Origin of the sequence: Buttiauxella cochleicola (assembly GCF_021282405.1) — a bacterium.
GTDB lineage: Bacteria > Pseudomonadota > Gammaproteobacteria > Enterobacterales > Enterobacteriaceae > Buttiauxella > Buttiauxella massiliensis.
Genome location: NZ_JAJSOU010000013.1, coordinates 46,040 through 71,175, shown reverse-complemented (window position 1 = coordinate 71,175; position 25,136 = coordinate 46,040). Strand labels below are relative to the sequence as shown.

The window sequence follows — 25,136 nt, the reverse complement described above, 5'->3', positions numbered from 1 at the left end:
GATTAGCTCCGCGACATCCGACGCTAACGTTTACTCGAGTTCCAGCCGGAGATTAAGCGCGGCAATCTCCATCCGCCATTGCTGCTGAAGCGCTGGTTTCTGGTGGCTTTGCTTGCGTGCTAAATCCTGCGCAAGCTTCTCCTCCAGCTCAACCAGGCGTTCCAACCAGCTTTCAGTTTCCGAATGAACCTGAACTGCCGGTGATGACTCGTCTTTCTGTGACGTTGTCACGATATCGACATTGTCATTTGTCAGCTGCGCATATAGCCCCTCAAGTGAGTGCCACTCGCTCAATTCGCCATTATCAATCAACCAGAAGCGGTTACAGCTTTTGGCGATTAATGTCCTGTCGTGTGTGACCAGCAACACGCCACCTTCAAAACTTTGCAGCGTTTCTGCCAGCGCCTCTTTGCCTTCCATATCCAGGTGGTTGGTTGGCTCATCAAGCAGTAACAGCGAATAACGCGCTAGAGTCAGCCCAACAAACAGCAATCGGGATCGTTCGCCACCGCTCAAAGTGCTGACCGTTTGCCCATGGCGTAACCAGGCAAAACCGGCGCTGATCAACGCCATTTTGCGATCGCGCTCAGATAACGGCGCAAAAGGTTCGAGTGCTTCGAGCAAGGTGTCACCGTCACGTAACTGATGAAGTGTCTGGTCGTAATAACCCATCTCTACGCGTGGATGCAGGCGGATTGAGGACTCATCTTGCGACTGCTGATAATGCTGCCACAGCAGGCGTAATAAAGATGATTTTCCGCAACCGTTCTTGCCGATTATTGCCACCCGATCACCACTTTTTATGCGCTGCATAGTCAGGTTAAACAGTGGAGGACAATCCGGTGCCGGACTCACCGACAGGTTTTCCATTTCCAGCAAGCGGTTAGCGGGTAATGCCTCGCCTTTGAGTATCAGTTGCCACAGGTTTGCAGCACTTAACTCGGTTTGGCTGTCCTTAAGTTTGTCGATGCGTTTTTCCATTTGCTTAGCTTTACGGGCGAGGTCTTCGTTGTCATAGACTTTGCCCCAAATTGCCAGACGTTTCGCACTGGCCGCAATGCGGTCAATTTCCTTTTGCTCGGCCTGATGGCGGTGTGCATCGGTACGGTCTCGCTCTTCAAGAGCTGCGCGGGCTGCAGAGCAGGGTAGCTGGAAGAAACTGAGTCCGTGGTCACGCAGGATCCATGTTCCGTTGGTGACGTTATCCAACAGATGTTGATCGTGAGAAACCAGCACAAAGCTGCCGTTCCAGTTACGTAAGAACTGCTCCAGCCACAGTAGTGTGGGCAAATCGAGGTGGTTGCTTGGCTCATCAAGCAGCAAGAGATCCGGCTCGGTGATCAACGCACGCGCCAATAATAAACGTGTGTGTTGCCCGCCGCTTAGTGTTCCGGCGGTGAGTTGCCATGCACTTTCATCAAAACCCATGCTGGCTAAGAGCGCCTGTGCTCGCCAGCCATCGGTATGTTGTTGTGCTTCACTCAGTCTCGCTATCACGGCTTCAAGCAAGGTGAGTGAATGTAAATCTTCAGCCAAATGCTGTTCGACACGCGCCAATAAGCAGTGATGTGCGCGCGTCACGCTGCCACTATTGGGTTCGATTGTGCCATCAAGCAATTTAAGAAGGGTGCTTTTACCACAGCCGTTGTGGCCGATTAAGCCCAGGCGATCGCCTTTTTTAAGCGTAAAGGTGATATCAGCCAGCAGCGGGCCGAAAGCGGTATCAAGTCTAAGGGATTGTGCGGTTAATAATGTGCTCATTGTTGCTTACTCAAGAGTTACAGGCGCGAAAACGCCTCGTCAAATATGGCTGACGATAACCCGGTAAGCCCGAGGGAAGGGATTGCAGTTGGTTGCTTCGCTCAAGCCGGATTATCGCAGTGCGATATCGATAACGCTTGAGCTATGGCGATCACCAAAGGTATGTGAAATAAACAAAATTTCACGAAACAGCAGCATGGGTTCCTCCTTATATATTCAGTTGGTTGATGAATAAACAAATCCTGGCAGAAAACAGAAATAAATACCAGCTACCGATATTTCCCTGGGAGCAATTGCGAAAATGCCGCGCTCCTCATGTTTTTAAAATGATGTTTTATTTAAATTGGCCTTTGGTTTTTCAAATAAAACATTAATAAAAGACAGGGGCTTAACGTATGTCATTACCTCGCTACTCTGCTTTAGCTGTGCTTTGTATCCCTCTGGTACTGCAAGGATGCAGTTCACCAAACCTCACCTCTCACAAGGGACCAGGGAGCAGCACTCGCCCGGTTCTTAGCCAGAGCGAGGCGGCTCATTTTACGGAGCAAAACGTCTTCGCCCGTGGCGGAATAATTGCGATGGCGAAAAATGAGCCGTGGCAACCGGAGGCATTGAATTTAAAAGATATTGATACGCCATGGGTTGTCGGCAAAGACGCGCCGTACCAAACAGTGCAGCAGGCGGTGAATGCCGCATTAAAGGCTGCGAAATCGAACCAGCGCGTTGTGATAAAAATCCTGCCAGGCGTCTATGAAGGCACGGTTTACATTCCGATGAATGCACCGCCAGTCACGCTGTTTGGCGCAGGTGAAAACCCGCAGCAGGTGACGATTCAACTGGCGCTCGACTCAATGATTTCACCGGAAGTCTGGCGCAAAACCGTCAACCCGAGCGGGCAATATCAACCGGGTGATCCGGCCTGGGAGATGTACCAAACCTGTGCTAACAAAACCACGCCGGTGGTCGCCACCACGTGTGCAGCCGTTCTCTGGTCGCAAAATCATGGTTTCCAGCTTGCCAATCTGACGGTGGTTAATTCCCTGCTCGACAGCGTGGATGGTAACGCGCATCAGGGCGTGGCCCTGCGAACCGATGGCGACAAAGTGCAGATTGAAAATGTGCGTTTGATTGGCCGCCAGGATACTTTTTTTGTTAATACCAGCGATGAGAAAAACCGCTACGTAACAGACAGAGTCAGCCGCGTATTCATCAAAGACAGCTACATTGAAGGCGATGTGGATTACGTGTTTGGTCGCGCGAATGCAGTGTTTGATAACGTGCATTTCCATACTGTCTCATCGCGACAGTCGCAGGAAGCCTTTGTGTTGGCACCTAACACGCTGCCGGATAACCCTTACGGGTTCCTGGTGAAAAACAGCCGCTTTACCAGCGATGGCGGTTTCAAAAACGGCTACTTTGCAAAACTTGGACGGGCCTGGGATCAAGGCGCAAAAACGACCGGTTATTTGCCGGGTAAAACCTCGAATAGCCAGGTGGTGGTGATAAACTCAACGATTGATAGTGGTTATGATTCTCTGTCGCCGTGGGGAAGTGCTGCCACGACCGCAAGGCCATTTAACGGTAATAATGCCGCCGACAGAAATTTGAATGATGTAAATTTCAACCGCTTGTGGGAATTTAATAATCACTGAGCGTTTCGGCACAAAATGAAATCATAAGGGCACAAAGAGGTGCGCATGTCGTATGCGCTGTCTCAGTTGCAAACCACCGCGCTGCCGATTGGCGAAATTGCCTCACGCAGCGGGTATCTTTCAAGTTCACGATTTACAGCCCGATTTCAACAGCATTACGGCTGTTTGCCGAAAAACGTACGCCAGAATAGGTTAACGTACGTTTCTTACCGCATCAGAATGGTAACGGTCGCGGCTGTGTTTGCATCGTTATCCAGCGCAGTTCGGTAAACTCACGTACGCCTGCCTGCCCACCAAAACGTCCGTAACCTGAGTCTTTCACACCGCCAAATGGCATCTGCGCTTCATCGTGTACCGTTGGGCTATTGATGTGGCAGATTCCACTTTGAATGCGGCTGGCAATATTCCATGCGCGAGCGGTATCGCGACTGAAAACCGCAGCAGACAGGCCAAGATCGTTGTCATTGGCGATAGCCAGCGCTTCGTCATCACTTTTCGCACGAATAATCCCTTTTACCGGCCCGAAGGATTCTTCGTGGTAAATGCGCATTTCATTAGTGACAAAATCCAGCACTGTAGCGGGCATGAGGGTTGAGTCCGCTTTGCCGCCGGCGACCAGTTTTGCACCTTTTGCCAGCGCGTCATCAATCAAATCATTGCAGCGTGAAACTGTCTGTACATCGACAACTGAACCCAGAACAGTTGGGCCGAGGCGCGGGTCACCGCAGGGTAAACTGGCGGCTTTAGCTGCAAATTTTGCTACAAACTCATCGGCTACCCGTTCGTCAACGATAATGCGCTCGGTTGACATGCAGATTTGCCCTGAATTGGCGAAGGCTCCGAACGCCGCGCAGTTCACCGCCAAATCAATATCAGCATCATGCAGAACCAACAACGGTGCTTTGCCGCCCAGCTCTAAAACCACGGGCTTGAGATAGCGAGCACAAGTTTGCGCAATAATTCTCCCGACGTGCGTTGAACCGGTGAAGTTCACCCGGCGCACGGCGGGATGAGCAATCATCGTCTCCACTATGGTTCCCGCATCTTGTGGCGCATTGGTGACAAAATTGACCACACCCGCCGGGAATCCGGCTTCATTGAGTGCATCAATAATCAAACCATGTGTTGCAGGGGAGATTTCAGAACCCTTCAGTACTACGCAGTTGCCGCAGGCCAGCGGTGTGGCGATAGCCCGCACGCCGAGAATCACCGGTGCATTCCACGGTGCCATTCCCAGCACGACACCCGCAGGTTGGCGTATTGCCATTGCCAGGTTTCCTGGCACATCTGATGGGATAACTTCACCATTGATTTGTGTGGTGAGGGCTGCGGCTTCACGCAGAATCCCGGCGCCTAAATGCACATTAAATTCAGCCCACTGAGCGGTAGCACCTGTTTCGGCCGCCATCGAGGCGACAAATGCGGCTTGTTTGGCTTCCAGCGCATCAGCGGCTTTTAAAAGCAAAGCCCGGCGCTGGTTTGGCGGAGTTTGTGACCAGCCGACAAATGCCAGGCTTGCAGCTTCAACTGCTGCACCAGCGTCAATGGCGGTGGCAGCCGGTGCGATAGTCGCGACGTGCTCATCTAGCGGATTACGGCGTTCAAAAGTTGCCTGGTTTTGTGCATCAACGGGCAGTCCATTAATAAGCATTGAAATAGAGACAGGGGATGTTCCTGGCATGTGACACCTCTTTTGTTATTTAAATGTTAAGGTGTCATCGAGTGTAGTGAGGATTAAATGCTTTTCCCAGCAATTTAACGTGGTTACGGGGAAAGGAATCAGCTCAACTCTCAATCCCTTCGGAATGGGGCACTCCTTCGATTTCTGAGCAGCTTGTCAGTGCGCCATTCGACATAACTCCCTATACTGGGCGATGATGGATTTTTCTCAGGAAGGGGCGAACATGCCATTAACTATCAAAGTATTACTGGAAAATAGGCGGGCTGCTGGGGCAGAGAAATCGTTGCTTGCTAAAGCCGGGCTTAGCCTGTTGATTAAGGATGAAACAACCTCGGTTTTGTTCGATACCGGCCCTGATAATAGTTTTCTGCATAATGCGGCCTTGATGGGCGTTGATCTCACAGCTCTGACTGCAACGGTACTTTCACACGGCCATTATGACCATTGTGGTGGTGTACCCTGGTTGCCCAATAACAGCCGTATTATCTGCCATCCTCAGATAGCCAATGAACGCTTTGCAGCACTAAAACTGGCGGGTTTTAGCAGAAAAATAAAAAAGCTCTCGTTAGACATTGATTATTCTCGCCATCAAATGGAGTACAGCCGCACACCTGTGCCTATCAGCGAGCGTTTTTTGTGGTCGGGGGAAATCAACGTGGATGAACCCAGGGCATACGGAATTATAAGTGGTAACAGCGCTGCTATGGATTACGTTATAGATGAAGGTGTGCTTATTTATAAATCCGACCATGGGCTAGTGATTATTACTGGCTGTGGGCATCGGGGAATTATAAATATTGTGCGCCATTGCCAAAATATCACGGGGATTAAGCAGATCTATGCATTGATTGGCGGTTTCCATCTGCGCAGCGCGTTGCCGCCAGAATTACTGCGAATCAGACGTTTTTTACACCAGCAAAAAATTCAGAAAGTAATGGGTTGCCATTGTACCGGTGCATGGGGACGGTTGTGGTTGCCGGATGTGATCGCTCCTGCAACAGGCGATACTTTTGTTTTGTGATCGCGTGGTAACAAACTCTTTTGCAGGGGGATAAGTGCAGCGCCACCCGACTTAATGTGAATGAGTGCCGGGTGGCGCTATTGATTATTATTTTTACGGAATCTGTTTATCTACCTTTTTCAGCAATCCTTTCAATGCGTCTTTCTGAGCATCGCTGACATCCAGCGGATGGCGATAGCCGATGTTTTCTACCGCGCGGGTATATAGCGCCACTAGCCAGTCATAGACGTAAAGCGTATTGCCGCGCGCAGGTTGTTCACCTAAGCGCACCAGGCGGGTGCTGGCTGTAGCCTGTTTTTGTGGTGCAAACACAGGTGAGCCTTTATTCACCCGACTTGCCGGGCGCAAAGCTGGATCAACGTGGGCATAACCCAACCAGCTAACAAAATCGCCTAATACGGCAGTCACACAGGTGATTTCCTGCGCCATGCTGCCATCACCGTGGCGCAATGCCGACTCTAGCTGTTCAGGTAATTTCAGGCGATAACTGGCGACAATCAACAATTGGCAAAGTGCCTGAAGTTGAGTGTTATCAAGCCCGGAAAGATGAGCAACCTCGTGGCGAGTTGCCAACTGACGCAAATGATTAATCCACAACAGATGTACTACGGTGGCAAAACTGTCGGGGCTGCGCGTTTGCGTTTCGCTGCTGTCTACGTCTGTAAACAGATCGATATCCAGATGGAAACCCGCTGGCTGCTGGCTACGTAATTGCTGGTGGCTTACCCAACGTTGCTGTAAGACATGGCGTTCCGGCAATAAACTTGCCAGCAGTTCGCCATGAAGGGCCGCGTGGGATTGCAGCGCGCGCACCAGACCTTCAGCCTGAGAACGTGCGCGTACCGGTGTGAGGTTTTCGTCTTCAATCATATGGGTGAATAGGGCGCTGACTTCCGCATTCAGCGCGGCCTGCAACATCTCAATACGCAGTGTCCGCTGTGCCGGAACCAGCGCATCGGCAAGCCACTCCAGCAAACGGTGCATATTACGGCTATCCAGCGCTTGCAAAGTCCCCCAACGTTTACCCGGCAGACCTATAACACGTTGCACGCCTTCATCAAGGTTAGCGCCGCTAAAACGGGCATCGCGCGGAGTAATCGCCCAAATCAGACCTGGCGTTGTGGCATTACTGGCCTGGGTTTTATCGACCCAACGCGCCAGCATTTTACCAACTGCATTCACTTCCCGACGCTCGGCTGCCGCATTGCATACCACTAATTTATCGGGCTGTAGATATTGTGCGTAATCATCAAGTTGCGCGAGGGGAATATCGACTACTTCCACCTGTGCCAGGCGTGGCTGGTAGTTGAGCGAAAGCGTGATTTCAGCGCTCAACTGCTGTAAATCCTGCTGAGCCAGGCTGGTCTGTGTCCCGGCTTGTTGATTGACCAGAGGGCAAACCAGCACGTCCGCATTCATTTCTGGTTCATCTGGCGTGGTGGGGATCAAGAAGCCTTCTACCGGAAGCAGGAAGGTATCCACCAGCAGGCTGGCGGGAGCTAAAACCTGATGGGCATAACCTAAATGATTCAACGTCTGTGCAAGATGCTGCCAGTGAGCAGTAATAGTGGCGTTATCTCCCCAGAGTGGTGCCAGCAATGTGGCTTGATCGGTGCAGCTCAGCCACGGCAGGAGCTCGGCCATTTGCTGCCACAGCGTATTATCCAGATGATGTTGGCGGCGAACCACTTGCTGGTAAGTTTGTGCAATATCGGAGAATTGCAGCTGTGTCAGCCCTGGCATCGGTTGTGCCTGGCGGCGAGACTGTAACTCTTTGAGCTTTAATGCGACCACCTCAGGCTGCGCAAAACGGGTAGCACTGTTGGTGTGATACTGGCGAATCATACGTTGGGCAAGCGTACTGGTACTACACAGCGTGATGAGTAACGGATAATGTTCCGCAACCGGCAGTTCACGGCGAGTAAAACGCACGGCAATACCTGGCGCATGCCCGGGGTTAATGTGCGTCAGATAATCCAGCACTTTTCCGCCGAGCATAATCTCGATACGTTCATGATTATCGCCCAGTAGCGTGGTCAATAGGTGATGCTTGCCCGCGATCGAGTGGCCGTATAAGCCAATTGTTAGCGGTTGCTCCGCCTGTAAGTCAAGTTGGTGCTGGCGCTGTTGGAGTGTGGCCAGTTTATGCAACAGCCCATCGGCTTCATTTTCCACCAGGGGAACAGTCTGGCGCGTCTGTTGTACCCAGTCCACTAAAGGGTGCAGCGTTGAGGTTATTGGATTCATTTTTGATACACGCTCCCGCTGTCAATCCAGTAATGGCTGGCTCCGCTGTAGCTTCCTGCCAGGGTATTCAATTTAAAACTGAGCTGGTTAAGTGGCACTTTGCTGCCATCCTGCAACCAGGCTTCCGCCAGCACAAAAGCATCGGCTTCGCGAGTTTGTTGCAGGCGTACATTTAGCACACCTTCACCGGCTATCTCTTTTGCCAACTGTGGTGAGTTTATCGCCAGTGTATACAGCGGCGTGGCAGGCCAGCGGGCATCATCAAGCTGGCGAAAACCGAGGCAAGCATTGCCGCGTAGCGGGAAATGCAGACGGGTATCGAGCGTTGACTTCGGATCGTCGAGATCGATATCGCGATACCAGACGTTTTTCTCAACCAATGTATTGTTGCCATCGAGCATGCCCAGATAGCGCACAGTGGAGTACGCCTGGATGTCAGAGGCTTTGAAATTAAAGCCTGGCAGGCGCAAGTCCATCGCCAGGCTGCACAGCATGGCACCAACAGCGGCAGTAGATTTCGGATTGCCAATACGGCCTTGTTGGCTAAATGGATACCATTCATGAGTCTGATAATTATCCAACCAGACTATGCGGTTCACTGGAACCGGTTGTTGGTAGCGCAATAATGCCTGCACGCCTGGCAAGCAGGCCGGACGCCCGGTGACCAACAGCACATCGCAGCAATAGTGACTTATCACTTCACACAGCGCCTGAAGCGGGGCGGTCAGAGTGAATTGCCCTGCAAGTAACGCCTCTTGTAGTGATGCCAGTTCAACCTGTAATGGCACGCTGAACAGATCAAACGCCGGAGCATCAGCAGGCAGCGCGTGCTGCACAGCCTGTTGAACATAATTAATCACGTTATCTGTTGGGCGTTGGGCCAACAGTTCGCCAAATGTTGCTTCAAGTGTTGCGTGGCGATCGTCGGGATCGCTATTTTCCCAGTAAGACAGCACTGCGTGCCCAAGAGGGATAAACAGTTGCAGCGCGGTTTGTTGGCGCAGCGTACCTCGCGTGTCCATGCGCCCGGACTCACCAAATAACGTGGTCATCAGTCCGGTGGTATCAACCACACCTTCCTGGTGAATTTGTGCCTGTAATGCAGGGAGCACACAGCGCTGGATAACATCCAGCAAAATGTCATCACCTGCGACTTTAAAGCCTTCGCGGAACAGTAAACGCGGAGCAATTTTCACATTGCTGCCGACACCATCATCAAGATGATACTGGGTGATAGCCATATCGGTCGTGCCACCACCGATATCAATGGATGCGACGCGCAGCGTTTTGCCCGGCAGTTCATCAGCGGCTAACTCGCGGTCAGGGCGAGCGAGGCTTTTAAAGAAGTTGCCCGTTTGCCCTGCGTAATTGACCAACGCTTCGTTATACAGCCACACCAGTTGCCCGCAGGTGGCTTCGTCCCACTCCATCTGAACATCGGGGACCGGGATGACACTTTTCTGGAAATCACGCTCGCTGGTGAAACCATCATCTGTCGGGTGCCATTCCATCGCTTTCCACACCAGACCTACTGCTTCCTGCATTCGCTGGCGGAAGATCTCACGCTCCTGTTTTGGCATCGCCGAAGGCAGTGTCAGAATCAGATGGCGTAGCTGACGTGGCGCATTGAGATGCCCCATACTCTGGCGTGAGCCGACGCTGTTAATCTGCATCAGCGCCTGTGCCAACAACTCACACAGCATCAGCGTCATTAACGAACTACGGCTGTACTGTGGCGAAAACACTGGCAGGCGGTCTTCCAGCGGTAAGGAATAGAGCGGCTGCCCGTCGTCATTCATCAGGTTCATCAGGGGATAAGCGGTCGCCAGTGGTTCACGCTGGGTTTTCACACCCATTTGGCTAAAACGCCAATCCTGGTTGGCCGGGGTTTCATCCCATAGATAACGGCGCGGGCTGGAGATCCCGCTTGCGCCATCGGTCCCTAAACGGGCAGAAGCCATGCTGCGAGCTTCATCGCCAACGCGGGCAATCGATGGCCAGACAAACGCATCGTCACGGCCACTTTCCACCGAGAAATGCTGTTTGCCGAATTTAGCTTCAGAGAATTCGAGGCGGCTGGTAAACATCGCTTCGTTGATGGTTTGCGGTTCGCTGAGCGAGCGAATTTGCAGCTCGGCAGTCTGGCGCAGGCCGTCATTGGCTTCGCCGTGGTCTTCAATCAATACGCCACAGGTGTGGGTATTGCCGACATCCAGTACAAGATCGACGGGGATCGCCGGGGCTTGCAGCGTGGCGGTGACAATTTTCACTTCTGGCACCGAAAGCTGTGCGCCGAGCATTTCGATAATATTGAGATAGTGCGCCTGGTACTCGAAGGTTTTCAGCGCGTTGCTGATTTCACGCTCTGTTCTGGATTCGTGGCGGGTGGCGAATTGCGTGAACACTTCACGCAGCCAGCCATCAACCCAGGTTTGATCGATAAAGTCGTTAATCTCTTCGTTGTTCCACGCAAGTGCAAAACGGGCTCCGTTACGGACATCATTTTGCGTGGGGGCCAAATGGGCCGCAGGGTTATCATCGGCCAGGATTTTTGTATCCAGTGCGATGGTAATGCGTACGGTGTTTCCAGCTGAGTCCGGTGTTTCAAGGCAACGAATCTGCACTCGTGCCCAGTTATCCGGGCCGCCCACAAAAGTACGTGGTGGGTTAAAACGCAGGAATGGCAGCGGCAGCCAGGTTTTATCCAGCAGTTTCAGGGAGTGGCCAAGCGTAATCGTGCTTTCCGGTTTCACTACCTCTGGAGCCGAGCCCTGCGAGCCTGGCAGAGTAAATTTGCCAGGTATCACATCGTAATCAAGGCGTAAAAGCGGGCCGTTCGCCGTTTTACGCACAAAGCGCCCGGTATGCGGAGCATTAGGCTGCGGAGCAAGGCCGAAATCCAGAAACTGAATGCCGCTGTCTTTAATGAGCGTCACGCTCGACTTATAGGGATACAGAGTGGCAAACATTGATTAATCACCCACTTTTTTAAATGTCACAGGAACCACGGTGTCCTCCTCGTAGCGCCCACTGCACTCGGCGACATCGTTCTCGCCAGGTTTGCAGGATATTTCCGGCAACGGATAACGTGAGCCATCGCTACAACGCGCATTGCCACGGGTTTTGATCATCAACGTACCGGACTGCATCAGCCCAGAGAATACTTCTGCTTTGCAGACAATATTGTCGCCATGCACCAGCCGCACATTGCCTTTGTTGTTGGCAATTTGATAACGCAGCGTAGGTGGTTTGCCGGTGATGGCATCTTTAACGTTGATGGCCACACGCCAGTTGCCGTTGAGGAATTTAGTCGAGCCAATTTTTAGCGAATCAGCCGGTAAAACCAATGCGCCTTTAGGTATCTCTGCTGCCGGTGTTGTCGTTGTAACAGCAGCAGGTTCTGGTTCCGGCGGTGGGGGTTCAACGACCGCGGCTTGAGTGACAGGCAAAGTTGAAACATGGGCCACCGGTGCTGCCTGAATGGCTGCTGGAGCGATGGTCTGAGGTTTAACTTCCGCTTGTTTCTGAGCTAAAGGTTCGGCATGTGGTGCCGATACCAGATAATAAGAGAGTGGGGCGGCGATACAGGCCATGATGGCGGCTGCAACAGGAAGTAACCAACGCTTCGGCTTTTTCGTGACGGGAGTTTCACGCACGACTTCAGCCTCTGGCGCTGATACCAATGGCTCATCATTTTGAACTGCCACAGGTGTGAGTGCCGCCACGGAATAGAGTGGCTCATCGGGCTCGCTTAACACCACGACAGGTGGCGCAGCAGGCGGCGGTTCTGGCAGGAATTCAATTACCGGCTCGTGTTCTTCAGCAATGCGTAAGCAACCCAGTGGATCAGGACGGGCACTACTATTAAGCGTCACAAAGCCCCAAAAAGTGATGACCGGTTTCCCGTCTACCAGGTAAACATGCTGGCTACCCGGAAACTGCAATGTATTGGCGAGTAACGAGCCAAAAAGCTGGATGGACGTTTTTTCTGCTTGTTGGCAACGCTGAATCAGCGAGGCGATGTTGGCCTGGCAGTTATCGAGATAGCGCAGGGCTTTTTTACGTTGCTCATCACTGGCAGCAGCCCAACTGACAACGCTGCCTTCAAAGGGGGCGTACCAGTCAACACGATCGCCTTCATCGTTTGGTTGAGGTATCGCCAGGCTTTCGACTACCGCTTGCTGTTTGCGTAAGCGTAATGTTTCGCGAATTTGTAGCGCTGAGTCGAACACCGTTTGCCCGTTTTCGCCGAGCGAAAGAAAATCATCTAAGCATCCGCTGCGCAATAATGTTTTTGCCACGTCATCAATCCTGCTGTTTTCAGCTCCGCTTGAGCCATTTTCACACTTTCCATTTTACGGATTCCCGGCACAGGCAAACGGCGGAAGAGATGGCACTTTTTTCTAATTATCGGGCGATTGCACTTAAGTCTTTGGGGCGTTCGCAGGTTTTGTGCTACTGATTAAAGTCATCCCAAAATCAAAAGGGCGTTCAATCAATGTCAGAAACACTACCTTTATTGCTGGTTCAAATGGGCCATCCTCCCACTGATATTCGCGCAGCTGTTGGCGAACAGCCTGACTGGTTTAAAGCCGCGTTAGGTGATGTTGGCCCAATTAAAGTTGTTTGCCCGTTCGAAGGTGAGCCACTGCCAGCAGCGGGTACGTTTAGCGGTGCGGTGATTTCGGGTTCATGGGCGATGGTCACCGACCATGAAGAGTGGAGTGAGCGCACGGCCAACTGGTTGCGTGAGATTATCGGCGCGGGGGTTCCGGTATTAGGTGTCTGTTACGGGCACCAATTGATGGCTTACGCGCTGGGTGGAAAAGTGGATTACCATCCGCAGGGCAGCGAAGTGGGGCAAATTGCAGTCAGCTTGAATGATGCAGCAATTCATGACCCGTTACTTGAAGGTTTGCCAACATCTTTTGATACGTTTTTAAGCCACGAGCAAAGCGTGCTCACGCTACCGTCATGTGCCGTGGTACTTGCAGCATCCAGTCACGATCCGCACCAAATTATCCGCTATTCATCGACTGCACTTTCGGTGCAATTCCACCCAGAATTTAGTGCGCCAGTGATGAATAAAATCATTACCAGCCGTAGTGAAAGAGTGGCGATGAAAGGCAAAGACCGTGATGCGTTATTAGCCGCAGTGAGCGATACGTCTTTTTCGCGTGCGATCTTACAGAGGTTTGTTGCGTCATTGTAAATGAATATAGTGGTGTATTGTGCTGCTGGTGGCGTAAAAATGCACGAATATCACTATTAATGAATAACCTGAGAGCCTTTTGTTATTTGTCAGAATTTAAGAGCTATGGTGTTATTGACGCTCAAAATTATAAGTTCACTTTTCATTTGGCAAGCATACAAAAGGCAAAACTATGTCGACAGGGAAAACACTTCTCGCACTGTTGCTCAGCAGTTTCTTACCCGCAACGGCTGCATTGGCTGCAGCGAATAACACGCTAGTTTATTGTTCAGAGGCTTCACCAGAATCCTTCAACCCACAAATTGCCAGCTCCGGCCCTACGTTTGTTGCCAGTTCGCAAACGCTCTATAACCGCCTGGTTGAATTTCGCCCAAGCGACAACTTACCGGTTCCGTCACTGGCGACCGAATGGAAAATCAGCCCGGATGGTAAAACGTATACTTTTACCCTGCGCAAAGGCGTGAAGTTCAATAGCAATAAAGAGTTTAAGCCGACCCGCGATTTCAATGCTGACGATGTCGTTTTCTCAGTCATGCGCCAGAAGGACCCGAAAAACCCGTACCACAATGTGTCGCAGGCGACTTACGAATACTTCAATGATGTCGGACTCGATAAGCTGATAACCGAAGTTAAAAAGCTTGATGATAATCACGTTCAGTTCACCCTGAGTGAACCTAATGCGGCATTCCTCGCAGACTGGGGGATGGATTTCGCTTCAATTCTTTCAGCAGAATATGCTGATGCGATGCTAAAAGCGGGCACGCCTGAAAAAGTGGATACTGCGCCAATCGGCACAGGGCCGTTTGCGTTGCAGGAATATAAAGTAGATTCGTTGATTCGCTATGTCGCGAACCCGAACTACTGGAATGGTGAAGTGCCGACTAAACATCTGATCTTCTCCATTACACCAAACGTCCAGACGCGTATGGCAAAATTGCAGAAGAACGAATGCCAGATTATTCCAGCCCCGGCTCCGGTGCAGTTTGACGCTATTAAAGCTGACAAAGATCTGACTTTACACACGGTAGATGGCCTGAACGTCGGTTATCTGGCGTTTAACACCACCAAAAAGCCATTTGATAACGTGCTGGTACGCCAGGCGTTGAACTACGCCGTGGATAAACAAGCTATTATCAATGCGGTATTTATGGGGTCAGGTACGATTGCGAAATCCCCAATCCCGCCAACAATGTTGGGTTTCAATAAAGATCTCTACGATCGCACCTACAATCCTGAAAAGGCCAAAGCACTGTTAAAACAAGCAGGGCTTGAGAAGGGCTTCGATACGGATTTATGGTCAATGCCGGTGCAGCGTCCATATAACCCGAACTCACGTCGTATCGCCGAGATGATTCAGCATGACTGGGCAAAAGTGGGTGTGAACGCGAAAATCGTCACCTTTGAGTGGGGCGAATACCTTTCAGGCATGCGTAAGGGCGAACACTCCTCCGCACTGTTTGGCTGGATGAGCGATAACGGCGATCCGGATAACTTCGCAGATACGCTGCTTGGTTGCGGCAGTATCAAGAGCGGCTCTAACGCAGCACGTTGGTGCGACAAAGATTACGATGCGTTAACCCAAAAAGCGAAACTGACCAGCGACCCAGCTGCGCGCGCTAAACTCTATGAGCAGGCGCAAGAAGTGTTCTACCAACAAGCCCCGTGGATACCACTGGCTAACGGTAAAACTTTCTACGCAACACGCAGTAATGTGACAGGTTATAGCGTTAGCCTGAATGGCAGTGATTTCTCGAAAGCGAAATTGAATTAATCTCAACTGACGCTTCCTGCTTTGGGAGGCGTCATATTTTGGACTCGGCAAAAACACAAACAAGGATGAAAAATGGTTACGTTCAAACCTATGTTAAGCCATGATTTTCTGGCATTTGTTGATTACTTCGTTGTGGATTATGCAAGTGAGATAGCCAGTAGTTATCGGCTGTCGGAAGCGGATGCTTTGTTACAGGCACGACGTGAGACAGAGGCAAGTTTCCCGGACGGTGAAAAGAGTGCCGGGCAGGTCGTGTTATGTATTACACAAACTCACTTGGGTGAAGAACAGCATATTGGCTATCTATGGTATAAGCCGGACTCAGAACTAAAATCTATTTACATCAACGACTTTTATCTCTTTCCTCAGTTTCGTGGCCTGGGGCTGGGTAGTGAGGCGATGAAATGTCTGGAAGAGCAGCTAATTCAGCAAGGTTATAACCAGATCAAACTTCGGGTGGCTGCTGATAACCGCAGAGCCAGACAGGTCTATGAAACTAACGGTTTTGCTGTCACCGGTATCAATATGAACAAAATATTGGGTGTTTCTTCCCATCCTGCTTCTGAAGATTAATGGTATGGAATCATTTTTCTCCTCTATCGCAAACTGCCGCGTTCGCTGGCTGGATCTGCCCGGAACAGGAACGCCATTGGTGTTTGTTCACGGTCTTGGATGTGCTGCCTCTTATGAATACCCTCGAGTGGTTGCCGATAAAAACTTTTCCGGCAGAAGAGCGATTCTTATCGACCTTCCGGGTTACGGCTACAGCGAGAAACCTAAAGATTTCAGTTATTCCATTGCCGAGCAAGCTGCAGTCGTTGCCGAACTGATTTCCCATCTCAATCTGAAAAAGTTCTTTCTCTATGGCCACAGTATGGGAGGCAGTATCTGTATTGAGGCTTCTCAACGATTAGCCGAGGGTCTGTGCGCGTTGATTGTTTCTGAACCCAACTTCCATCCAGGAGGCGGATTTTTCAGCAAACAAATATGCAGCTATACAGAAGATAATTATGTCGCTTGCATCCATGCGTCTTTGGTTGCAGAAGAAAAGGGCCCCTGGGCAGGAAGTTTATCAGTTGCCGCACCCTGGGCTGTTTGGCGAGGGGCCGATAGCCTGATAACCGGGAATAACTGGTTTGAAATGTTCGCTCATCTGAAGATACCCAAAAACCTAATATTCGGCGAAAGCTCCTTGCCCGATAGCGATTTCACTAAAGTTCAAACCCTGAAAATCACGACTACAGTACTACCAGACTGCGGGCATTCAATGTCGTGGGAAAATCCGGCTGCGTTGTCCCATGCTCTGGACGCGTTCTGCAAAATGTATGCGTGAGCGGGCAGGACGGTGATGCTTACCCTTGTAAAAATTGCTGCCAAGTCATAGCGATAGAGATAAATTTATTGATTCCTCACCTGAAAAGGTTAGGGTGTCGGTACAAAAATTAAGGAGATTGTTATGGCGCACCTTGAAGACGTAATTACCCGCGTAGACGCAGCGGTAACTGAAAATGTGATTGAGCATATGAATGAGTTGCTGATAGAACTGAGCGACGATGCTGAGTTAACCCGCGAAGATCGTTATGCGCAGCAACAGCGCTTGCGTATCGCCATTGCGCAGAAAGGTCATCATCACAAAGCGGAAGTGGAACAGCGCCGTGATGATTTAACTAAAGGCGGCACCATTATTTAAGTTTCAGAAAGTGTTATCACAAACCGCCTTCGTTGAAGGCGGCGTGATAAGAAACAAAGACGAAGAAGTTAAGCGGTTTTCACTTCCGGTTGCATATTCATCATACGGTTTAGCCACGGCACCATTGCGGCCATAATCAGCGCGATAACAAAGGTCGTGATGCCAATTTTGCTGAACACACCAGTATAAATCGGCAGCGTTTGCAGCGGATCGTTAAGGGATTCTGGCACTGCCGTGAAGGTGGCAACGTAGCCGCCAAGCAGGAAGGCCGCGGCCTGGGTCAGGAACCACATCCCGAGAATAAAGCCCATCATAGTTTGCGGCACCAGCGCTGCGACCATTGCTAAACCTAACGCGCTTATCATCAGTTCACCCAAACTCTGGAACAAATACACCAGCACGATAAACCATGGTGAGGTCAGCCCTTGCGCGTCAGCAAACCACATACCAGCGGCGGCGGCAGTTAAAAAGCCTAACGAACACAGGAACATGCCGAGAGTGAATTTGGCAGGCATCGTCAGATCTTTGCCTTTGGCACCAAAACGGGTATACAGCGAAGCCAGAATAGGGCTGGCGACCACCACCCAGAATGGGTTCAGAGCCTGAAAACTGACGGGGTTGATAGTAAAACCGAGAATATCATGGCGCACGTTATTGATAGCAAAGAAGTTCAGCGATGTCGGCATCTGGGCATACAGAATGTAAAACAGTACCGCTTCAATCATCAGCACAAAAGCGACGTACATGCGGTTGCGATCGCTTTTGTTTTGCTTCGCGGCCTCACGGAAGAAGAGGAAAATCACGATAATGGACAGCACAATTAACACAATATTGGCCACTTTTACGTTATGCATCAGCCAGGCACAAACGTAAATCATCAGCACAGTTCCCGCTAAAACCAGCAGTAAGTTTTTGTAGCTCATCGGCTTGCTATCTGGTTCCGAGCCGATGTCGCGCACCATGCCACGGCAGCAGAAATAAACCAGCAATGCGAAGACTAAGCCAATGCCGCACAGGTTGTAGGTAACGGCGTAGCCATATTTGTTGGCAATGACGGGAGCAAGAGACAAAGACAACAAAGAACCGATGTTGATAGACATGTAAAAGAGGGTGAATGCGCCGTCCAGACGGGGATCTTTTGGCGGATAACATTTCGAAAGCAGACTGGCCGGGTTGGCTTTAAATAGCCCGTTGCCCACCGCAATGGTGCCCAGGGCAATAAAGATCATATCAGGATTATGCAGCGACAAACCGGTCATAAAGTAGCCCAGCGCTAGTACCACGGCACCAAGAACCATCGTGCGTTTTGTTCCTAATAAATGATCGCCAACGTAACCACCGATTGAGATCAGCCCGTAAACCAGAGCGGCAAAGGCACCAAAGGTAACAAAGGCCTGTTCCTGTGAAAAACCGAGCTCTTTAACGAAGAAAACGGCCAGAATACCTTGCACGCCGTAGTATCCAAAACGCTCCCATAACTCAACAAAAAAAATCATAAAAAACGGTTTAGGTTGCTGCAATAAACCGGTAGAGGCGGGCTTATTCATGTTCGTTGGCCTTTAGACATTTTAAGGAAGTATAAGCAGCTATTGGCGCTATACCTAAGTTCGATCTGTGATGGAATCGTATTCTATTTTGCGCATCCGAATTCGGTGTTAATGCCGTATTTAAGACAATAATAAGGGTATTGTATGGTTAATTTGCTTTCCTGGTGGTTGATCACACTATCAAATCATGAGTATGGCATTTTTTATGTGAGCCGCGGTTATCCGCTCTACAAAACGACCGATTTATTAATAAACATAAGAAAATAATATGACATTGTTTATTTGCACCTTTCTGGATAAATAACTTAATCCTTCGCTCTATAAGAGTGCGAAAAATGAATGATGCGTTGTTAGGTATATTTAAATCTCTTGATTATCAGCGCCGTAAATACCTGGCACGCTAAATGCTTTATTGATCTCATCTTGTATACCAGATGGGATTCCAGTTTATGTCAGTAGCGACTTTGTCTGAATGGGTAGCCAGTTACCGCCAGCATCCGCAACAACTTGTAGCGGCATATCAGCAATTAGATGCAGATTTATCCCGTGATGATAACGCCTGGATATATATTGCGACGCATGACGAAATCTATGCGCAATTAACCACGGTTTTTCAGGCGATTAATTCTGGTGAAAAACAAGCGACCGATTTTCCTTTATTAGGCGTTCCTTTCGCGGCGAAAGATAATATTGATGTCGCCGGAATGCCCACCAGCGCCGCATGTCCCGCTTTTACCTACACACCAGAAAAAGATGCGACGGTAATCGCACACCTGAAAGCGGCTGGTGCAATTGTGGTAGGTAAAACTAACCTCGACCAGTTCGCGACCGGGTTAGTCGGCACACGTTCACCGTTTGGTGCGGTGAAAAATACCTTTAACCCGGAATATGTCAGCGGTGGTTCGAGTTCGGGCTCGGCGTCTGTGGTTGCACGCGGCCTGGTGTGTTTCTCGCTGGGAACCGACACCGCAGGTTCCGGGCGCGTCCCGGCTGGTTTTAACAATATCGTCGGCCTGAAACCGACCAAAGGTTGGATTTCTACCTCAGGCGTTGTCCCCGCGTGTCGCCTGAATGACTGTGTTTCGGTGTTCGCGTTAACCGTTGAAGATGCACAAACCGTTGCCGCCGTTGCTGGTGGCTACGATCCACAAGATCCGTACTCTCGAAACAACCCGCAAACTGCTCCGGCACGCTTTAGTGAAAAACTCCGTTTTGCCATTCCCGACCGTCTTGAATTTTTCGGCGACACCTTAAGCGAAAACGCATTCGCCAAAACCCTGGCGCGTCTGCAACAGCAAGGTGCGGAACTGGTGCCGATTGATTTCAGCGCCTTTAACCAGTTAGCCGAGCAACTGTATTACGGCGCGTGGGTGGCTGAGCGCACCGTGGCGGTTGGCGAAATTTTAAAAAACATGCCTGAAGCCATGGACCCAACCGTGCGCGGCATTGTGGCAAATGGTCTGAATTACACGGCCTGCGATGCCTGGCAGGCGGAATACACCCGTGCTGAGCTGGCGCAGAAAATTAACGCACAGCTCAGCGAGTTTGACGCGCTGGTGGTGCCAACGTCTCCGACCATTCATACCCTCGCTGAAATGGCGCAGGAACCGGTGCGCTACAACTCTCAGTTTGGGACTTATACCAACTTCACTAACCTGGCTGACCTTTGTGCTTTGGCACTGCCGGGTGATTTCCGCGCAGATGGAATCCCTGCCGGGATAACGCTTATCGCACCCGCATGGCATGACCAGGCGCTTAGCCACTTCGGGAAAAGCTGGCAGCAGGCGCTGAATTTGCCATTGGGCGCGACCGATAAAACGCTGCCTGCGAGTAATGCCGAAAAACCATCAGCCAATCACGTTCGCGTTGCTGTGGTGGGCGCACATCTGCGCGGAATGCCGCTTAACCACCAGCTCACCACGCGTAATGCGGTGTTTATCGAAGAATCGCACACCGCTGCCAATTACCGCCTCTACGCGCTTGCCAACACTCAGCCGCCGAAACCGGGCCTTGCACGTAGTTCCGAAGGGCAGCCGATTGCCGTGGAGCTTTGGGATATCCCGCTGGCGCGCTTTGGTGAGTTTGTGGCGGAAATCCCGGCCCCTCTGGGGATTGGCACATTGGCGCTTGAAGATGGTCGCAACGTGAAAGGGTTTATCTGCGAACCTGCAGCACTCTCTGATGCCACGGATATCACCGCGTGGGGCGGCTGGAAAGCCTGGCTTGCCCGCCACCATAGCGCTTAAGGAGACGACAATGTTTAGCTCTGTGTTGATAGCTAACCGCGGTGAAATTGCCGTTCGGGCAATTAAAACGCTTAAAAAAATGGGTATTGGCAGCGTTGCTGTTTACTCCGACCCTGATGCTAACGCGCAGCATGTAATTGATGCCGATGTGGCGATTGCGCTGGGTGGCGAAAAAGCAGCGGACAGTTACCTCGATATTGAGAAGATCGTTGCCGCTGCTAAAGCGAGCGGTGCGCAGGCGATATTCCCTGGCTACGGATTTTTGTCGGAACGCGCGGAGTTTGCCCAAGCCTGTGCTGATAACGGGCTGGTGTTCATCGGCCCAACCGCCGAACAAATTCGTGACTTTGGCCTGAAACACCGTGCGCGTGAACTGGCCTTTAAAGCTGACGTACCGATGACGCCCGGAACGGGCTTGTTGCTGACCCTGAAAGAGGCACAACTTGCGGCGGCTGAAATTGGCTACCCGGTGATGCTGAAAACCACCGCAGGCGGCGGGGGGATTGGGCTGACGCGCTGTGAAGATGACGCGAGCCTGGTTGAAGCCTGGTCGAGCGTAAAACGCATGGGTCAGCAGTTTTTCAGCGACGATGGCGTATTTATTGAGCGTTTTGTTGACCGCGCACGTCACCTGGAAGTACAGATTTTTGGCGATGGCAAAGGCAAAGTCGTGGCACTCGGTGAGCGTGATTGCTCATTGCAACGCCGTAACCAGAAAGTGGTGGAAGAAACTCCAGCACCCAATTTGCCGCAAGCCACCCGAGAAGCTATTCATGCAGCAGCCGTGGCTCTGGGGGAATCGGTGAATTACCGCAGCGCAGGCACCGTGGAATTTATCTATGACGCCGCCCGTGATGCGTTCTATTTCCTCGAAGTGAATACCCGCTTGCAGGTCGAGCATCCGGTCACCGAAATGGTCACCGGGCTGGATCTTATCGAGTGCATGATCAACGTGGCAGCAGGCGTCACGCTTGACTGGCAACGCATGGCGCAGCCGCCAAAAGGGGCCGCCATTGAAGTACGTATTTACGCCGAAGATGCGCTGAAAAACTTCCAGCCAAGTCCGGGCGTGCTGACTGATGTTTTCTTCCCGGAAGATGTGCGCGTTGATGGTTGGGTAAGTACCGGAAGCGAAGTCAGCGCGTTCTACGATCCAATGATCGCTAAAGTGATCGTTTATGGCGACGATCGTCAGCAGGCGTTAAGTAAACTGAACACGGCTTTAGCCGCTACACGTTTGCACGGTATTGCGACCAATCTCGATTACCTGCGTCAAATTGTCCAAATGGCGGAATTTAAAGCCGGGGTGATGTGGACGCGTCTGCTGGATGATGTGGTTTATCAGGCTCATGCCATTGAAGTGCTGGAGCCCGGCACCTGGAGCAGCGTGCAGGATAGCCCTGGGCGTCTTGGTTACTGGGATATCGGTGTGCCACCGTCTGGGCCAATGGACGATTTTGCGTTCCGTCTCGCAAACCGCATTGTGGGGAATCATCCGTCTGCCGCAGGGCTCGAATTTACGCTACAGGGGCCGACGCTCCGCTTTCATAGCGCGGCGACCATCGCATTAACCGGTGCTGATTGCCCGGCAACGCTGGATGATGAAGCGATCCCATACTGGCAACCGGTGATTGTCAAAGCGGGGCAGACGCTGAAACTCGGGCGGGCGACTTCCGGTTGCCGAACTTATCTGGCGGTACGCAATGGTTTCGACGTGCCTGTTTATCTCGGTAGCCGTTCGACCTTTGCCCTTGGGCAATTCGGCGGCCACGCCGGACGTACTTTGCGCGTGGCAGATGTGCTGGCGATTTCCCAACCGTGTTTACCTGCGTGCACCACACCGGCACCAATTTCACTGCCACAAACCCCGGAACCGGCAGTTATCCCGCAATACAGCGATGTGTGGGAAATCGGAGTGTTATACGGGCCGCATGGTGCACCTGATTTCTTCACCCCTGAATCCATGCAAACTTTCTTTGAAAGCGAGTGGCAGGTTCACTACAACTCGAACCGCCTTGGCGTGCGTTTAGTCGGCCCTAAACCTCAATGGACGCGGGCTGACGGTGGCGAAGCGGGGCTGCATCCTTCCAACGTTCATGATTGTGAATACGCGATTGGCGCGGTGAACTTTACCGGTGACTTCCCGGTGATCCTGACGCGTGACGGCCCAAGCCTGGGCGGGTTTGTATGCCCGGTTACCATCGCGAAAGCGGAACTGTGGAAAGTCGGGCAGGTGAAACCTGGTGACCGAATTCGCTTCCACGCGATTACCTTTGAACATGCGCAGTCGTTGGAAATAGCCCAGGACGTGGCGGTTACCAATTTGCTGCATGTGCTAAATCTGCCGGATTTGCATCCGTCGATTACACCGACTACTACCTCAAGTGCGGCGATTCTCGCAGAACTGGATGCGCAGAGTGATTTACCCGCCGTGGTTTATCGCCAGGCGGGTGACAACTACGTGCTTATCGAATACGGCGACAACGTGCTGGATCTGGCGCTGCGCCTGCGTATTTATCTGCTGATGAAAGCCATCAAGCAGGCCAGTGTTTCCGGTATTGAAGAGCTTTCGCCGGGCGTGCGTTCGCTGCAAGTGCGTTACGACAGCCAGCATATTTCCCAGTCGCAATTACTGACGCTGTTATTAAGCCTGGAAAAACAGCTGGGCGATGTCACGAAACTTAAGATCCCGTCGCGCATTGTGCACCTGCCGATGGCCTTTGAAGACAGCGCCACGCTCGCCGCTGTTGAGCGTTACAAAGAAACCGTGCGTGCCGATGCACCGTGGCTGCCCAATAACGTCGATTTTATTCAGCGCACCAATGGGCTGGCGCACCGCGACGAAGTGAAGCAGATCCTCGTTGATGCAAGCTACCTGATTCTCGGCCTTGGGGATGTGTACCTGGGTGCACCGTGCGCGGTGCCGCTCGACCCACGCCACCGCCTGCTTAGCTCGAAATATAACCCGGCCCGCACCTGGACTGCCGAAGGCACCGTGGGTATCGGTGGCATGTATATGTGCATCTACGGCATGGATTCACCGGGTGGATACCAGTTGGTAGGGCGCACGTTGCCTATCTGGAACAAATTCCTCAAGAACGAACAGTTTGGCGACGAACCATGGCTGCTGAAGTTCTTCGACCAGGTGCGTTTCTATCCGGTCAGCGAAGACGAACTGAGCGAATTTCGCACCACCTTCCGTGAAGGACGTGCCCAGGTGCGTGTTGAAGAGGTCGAGTTTGATTTTGCCGCTTACAACACCTTCCTTGCCGACAACGCCGACGACATTGCTGATTTCCGCTCACGCCAACAGCGAGCGTTTGTCAGTGAAGTCGCGCACTGGAAGGAGCAGGAAAGTGCCGCCGTCGAGAGCGCAATGTCAGTGGCACAAGAGGTGGTTGAAGACCAGCCAGGTCAGCTGGTGAGCGCGGATCTCAACGGTAATATCTGGAAGATCCTTGTGGAACCAGGACAAGTTGTTAAGCAGGGAGAGCCGCTGATCGTGGTGGAAGCCATGAAGATGGAGTTGATGGTGAGCGCACCTTGCGATGGCACCGTTATTCGTATCAGTTGCCAGCAGGGTCGCCAGGTAGGGCCCGGTGATGCGTTGCTGTGGCTGGATGCGGTGTGAATAAGAAACCCGAAGGCATCGCCGAGCGTATCTACCGCTTATTGAAACAGGAAATCTTCGATTTCCAGCTTCTGCCAGGGGATCGCTTTAGCGAAAACGACATTGCGGTGCGTATGGCGGCGAGCCGTACGCCGGTGCGACAGGCGCTGTATGCGCTGGAGCAAGAAGGATATGTCGAAGTGCAGCCGCGTAGTGGTTGGCAAATTAAAGCGGTGGATTTCGACCATCTGGAGTCGCTCTACGATCTGCGCATTGTGCTGGAGCTCGAAGCCGTAAAACGGCTGTGTATGTTGCCCGCCGAAGTGCGCCCGCTACCGTTACAGGCGTTAAAGCAGTTCTGGATTGATGCACCGCAACTGGCCGATGGCGCTGAAGTTGCCAGCCATGACGAGGTGTTCCATATGACGATGGTTGAGGCCACAGGAAACCCGGAAATGGCGCGGGTACATCGCGAAATCACCGAAAAAATTCGTATTGTGCGGCGGCTGGATTTCACCAAGCGACCGCGCGTAAGTGCCACATATCTCGAGCATGGACAGATTTTGCTCGCCATTTTGAACCGTCAACTTCAGGAGGCGCAGACCCGTTTACACGACCATATAGCCGCAAGTCAGAAAGAGGTCCGTCAAATTACTCTCCATATGCTTCATCAGGCGAAGCATGGGGTTATTCGTTAA

At 51.7% G+C, this 25,136-nt stretch carries 16 protein-coding genes and 1 pseudogene; 11 read left to right on the top strand and 6 right to left on the bottom strand.

Translation table 11 applies throughout. The features are described from left to right. Positions 1 to 30: 30 nt before the first annotated feature. Positions 31 to 1,761 carry an ABC-F family ATP-binding cassette domain-containing protein gene (locus LVQ79_RS17135; RefSeq protein WP_232865853.1) on the bottom strand — a complete coding sequence of 577 codons (1,731 nt, stop codon included), beginning with the start codon at positions 1,759 to 1,761 and terminating at the stop codon, positions 31 to 33. Positions 1,762 to 2,156: 395 nt separating this feature from the next. Here LVQ79_RS17135 and LVQ79_RS17130 point away from each other — a divergent pair, with 395 nt between their 5' ends. Beyond that, a complete protein-coding gene (locus tag LVQ79_RS17130; protein ID WP_232865852.1) occupies positions 2,157 to 3,413 on the top strand; it encodes a putative acyl-CoA thioester hydrolase in 1,257 nt (418 codons plus the stop codon). Positions 3,414 to 3,446: 33 nt separating this feature from the next. Continuing rightward, a pseudogene (locus tag LVQ79_RS17125) lies at positions 3,447 to 3,596 on the top strand (helix-turn-helix domain-containing protein); the annotation flags it as partial. Positions 3,597 to 3,627: 31 nt separating this feature from the next. On the opposite strand, the gene LVQ79_RS17120 reads toward LVQ79_RS17125, so the two are convergent. Next, positions 3,628 to 5,094: an aldehyde dehydrogenase gene (locus tag LVQ79_RS17120; protein WP_232865851.1), complete on the bottom strand. Its 1,467-nt coding sequence runs from the start codon at positions 5,092 to 5,094 to the stop codon at positions 3,628 to 3,630. Between the two features lie 223 nt (positions 5,095 to 5,317). Here LVQ79_RS17120 and LVQ79_RS17115 point away from each other — a divergent pair, with 223 nt between their 5' ends. Further along, a complete protein-coding gene (locus tag LVQ79_RS17115) occupies positions 5,318 to 6,115 on the top strand; it encodes an MBL fold metallo-hydrolase (protein WP_232865850.1) in 798 nt (265 codons plus the stop codon). Positions 6,116 to 6,208: 93 nt separating this feature from the next. On the opposite strand, the gene LVQ79_RS17110 is transcribed toward LVQ79_RS17115, so the two are convergent. The 3 genes from LVQ79_RS17110 to LVQ79_RS17100 are packed head-to-tail and all read right to left on the bottom strand — an operon-like array spanning position 6,209 to position 12,663. Then, entirely contained in the window at positions 6,209 to 8,362 is a 2,154-nt protein-coding gene (locus tag LVQ79_RS17110; RefSeq protein WP_232865849.1) for a virulence factor SrfC family protein, read from the bottom strand. Next, a complete protein-coding gene (locus LVQ79_RS17105; protein WP_232865848.1) occupies positions 8,359 to 11,331 on the bottom strand; it encodes a virulence factor SrfB in 2,973 nt (990 codons plus the stop codon). Before LVQ79_RS17105 ends, LVQ79_RS17110 begins: the two co-directional genes overlap by 4 nt. A 3-nt stretch (positions 11,332 to 11,334) precedes the next feature. Beyond that, positions 11,335 to 12,663: an SrfA family protein gene (locus LVQ79_RS17100; protein WP_232865847.1), complete on the bottom strand. Its 1,329-nt coding sequence runs from the start codon at positions 12,661 to 12,663 to the stop codon at positions 11,335 to 11,337. A 197-nt stretch (positions 12,664 to 12,860) separates the two neighbouring features. Here LVQ79_RS17100 and LVQ79_RS17095 point away from each other — a divergent pair, with 197 nt between their 5' ends. From LVQ79_RS17095 to LVQ79_RS17075, 5 genes are all read left to right on the top strand, one after another. Next, a complete protein-coding gene (locus LVQ79_RS17095; protein WP_232865846.1) occupies positions 12,861 to 13,574 on the top strand; it encodes a glutamine amidotransferase in 714 nt (237 codons plus the stop codon). Between the two features lie 172 nt (positions 13,575 to 13,746). Further along, positions 13,747 to 15,345 (top strand): ABC transporter substrate-binding protein, encoded by a 1,599-nt coding sequence (locus tag LVQ79_RS17090; RefSeq protein WP_232865845.1) that lies wholly within the window; start codon positions 13,747 to 13,749, stop codon positions 15,343 to 15,345. 72 nt (positions 15,346 to 15,417) lie between these two features. Then, positions 15,418 to 15,918, top strand: coding sequence for a GNAT family N-acetyltransferase (locus tag LVQ79_RS17085; RefSeq protein ID WP_232865844.1), 501 nt, complete (start codon positions 15,418 to 15,420; stop codon positions 15,916 to 15,918). A 4-nt stretch (positions 15,919 to 15,922) separates the two neighbouring features. Next, positions 15,923 to 16,678 (top strand): alpha/beta fold hydrolase, encoded by a 756-nt coding sequence (locus LVQ79_RS17080; protein ID WP_232865843.1) that lies wholly within the window; start codon positions 15,923 to 15,925, stop codon positions 16,676 to 16,678. A gap of 123 nt (positions 16,679 to 16,801) precedes the next feature. After that, positions 16,802 to 17,035: a DUF2526 family protein gene (locus LVQ79_RS17075; RefSeq protein ID WP_232865842.1), complete on the top strand. Its 234-nt coding sequence runs from the start codon at positions 16,802 to 16,804 to the stop codon at positions 17,033 to 17,035. A gap of 68 nt (positions 17,036 to 17,103) precedes the next feature. On the opposite strand, the gene dtpB is transcribed toward LVQ79_RS17075, so the two are convergent. Then, positions 17,104 to 18,582, bottom strand: a complete 1,479-nt coding sequence (gene dtpB / locus LVQ79_RS17070; RefSeq protein ID WP_232865841.1) for a dipeptide/tripeptide permease DtpB — start codon at positions 18,580 to 18,582, stop codon at positions 17,104 to 17,106. A gap of 449 nt (positions 18,583 to 19,031) precedes the next feature. On the opposite strand from dtpB, the gene atzF reads away from it, so the two are divergent. Genes atzF through LVQ79_RS17055 form a run of 3 tightly spaced genes read left to right on the top strand, consistent with a single transcriptional unit; the run spans position 19,032 to position 25,136 of the window. Further along, positions 19,032 to 20,828 (top strand): allophanate hydrolase, encoded by a 1,797-nt coding sequence (gene atzF / locus LVQ79_RS17065; RefSeq protein ID WP_232865840.1) that lies wholly within the window; start codon positions 19,032 to 19,034, stop codon positions 20,826 to 20,828. A 10-nt stretch (positions 20,829 to 20,838) separates the two neighbouring features. Continuing rightward, complete coding sequence (uca, locus tag LVQ79_RS17060; RefSeq protein WP_232865839.1) at positions 20,839 to 24,459, top strand: urea carboxylase; 3,621 nt, start codon at positions 20,839 to 20,841, stop codon at positions 24,457 to 24,459. After that, a complete protein-coding gene (locus LVQ79_RS17055; RefSeq protein WP_232865838.1) occupies positions 24,456 to 25,136 on the top strand; it encodes a GntR family transcriptional regulator in 681 nt (226 codons plus the stop codon). The genes uca and LVQ79_RS17055 overlap by 4 nt, the downstream gene beginning before the upstream one ends.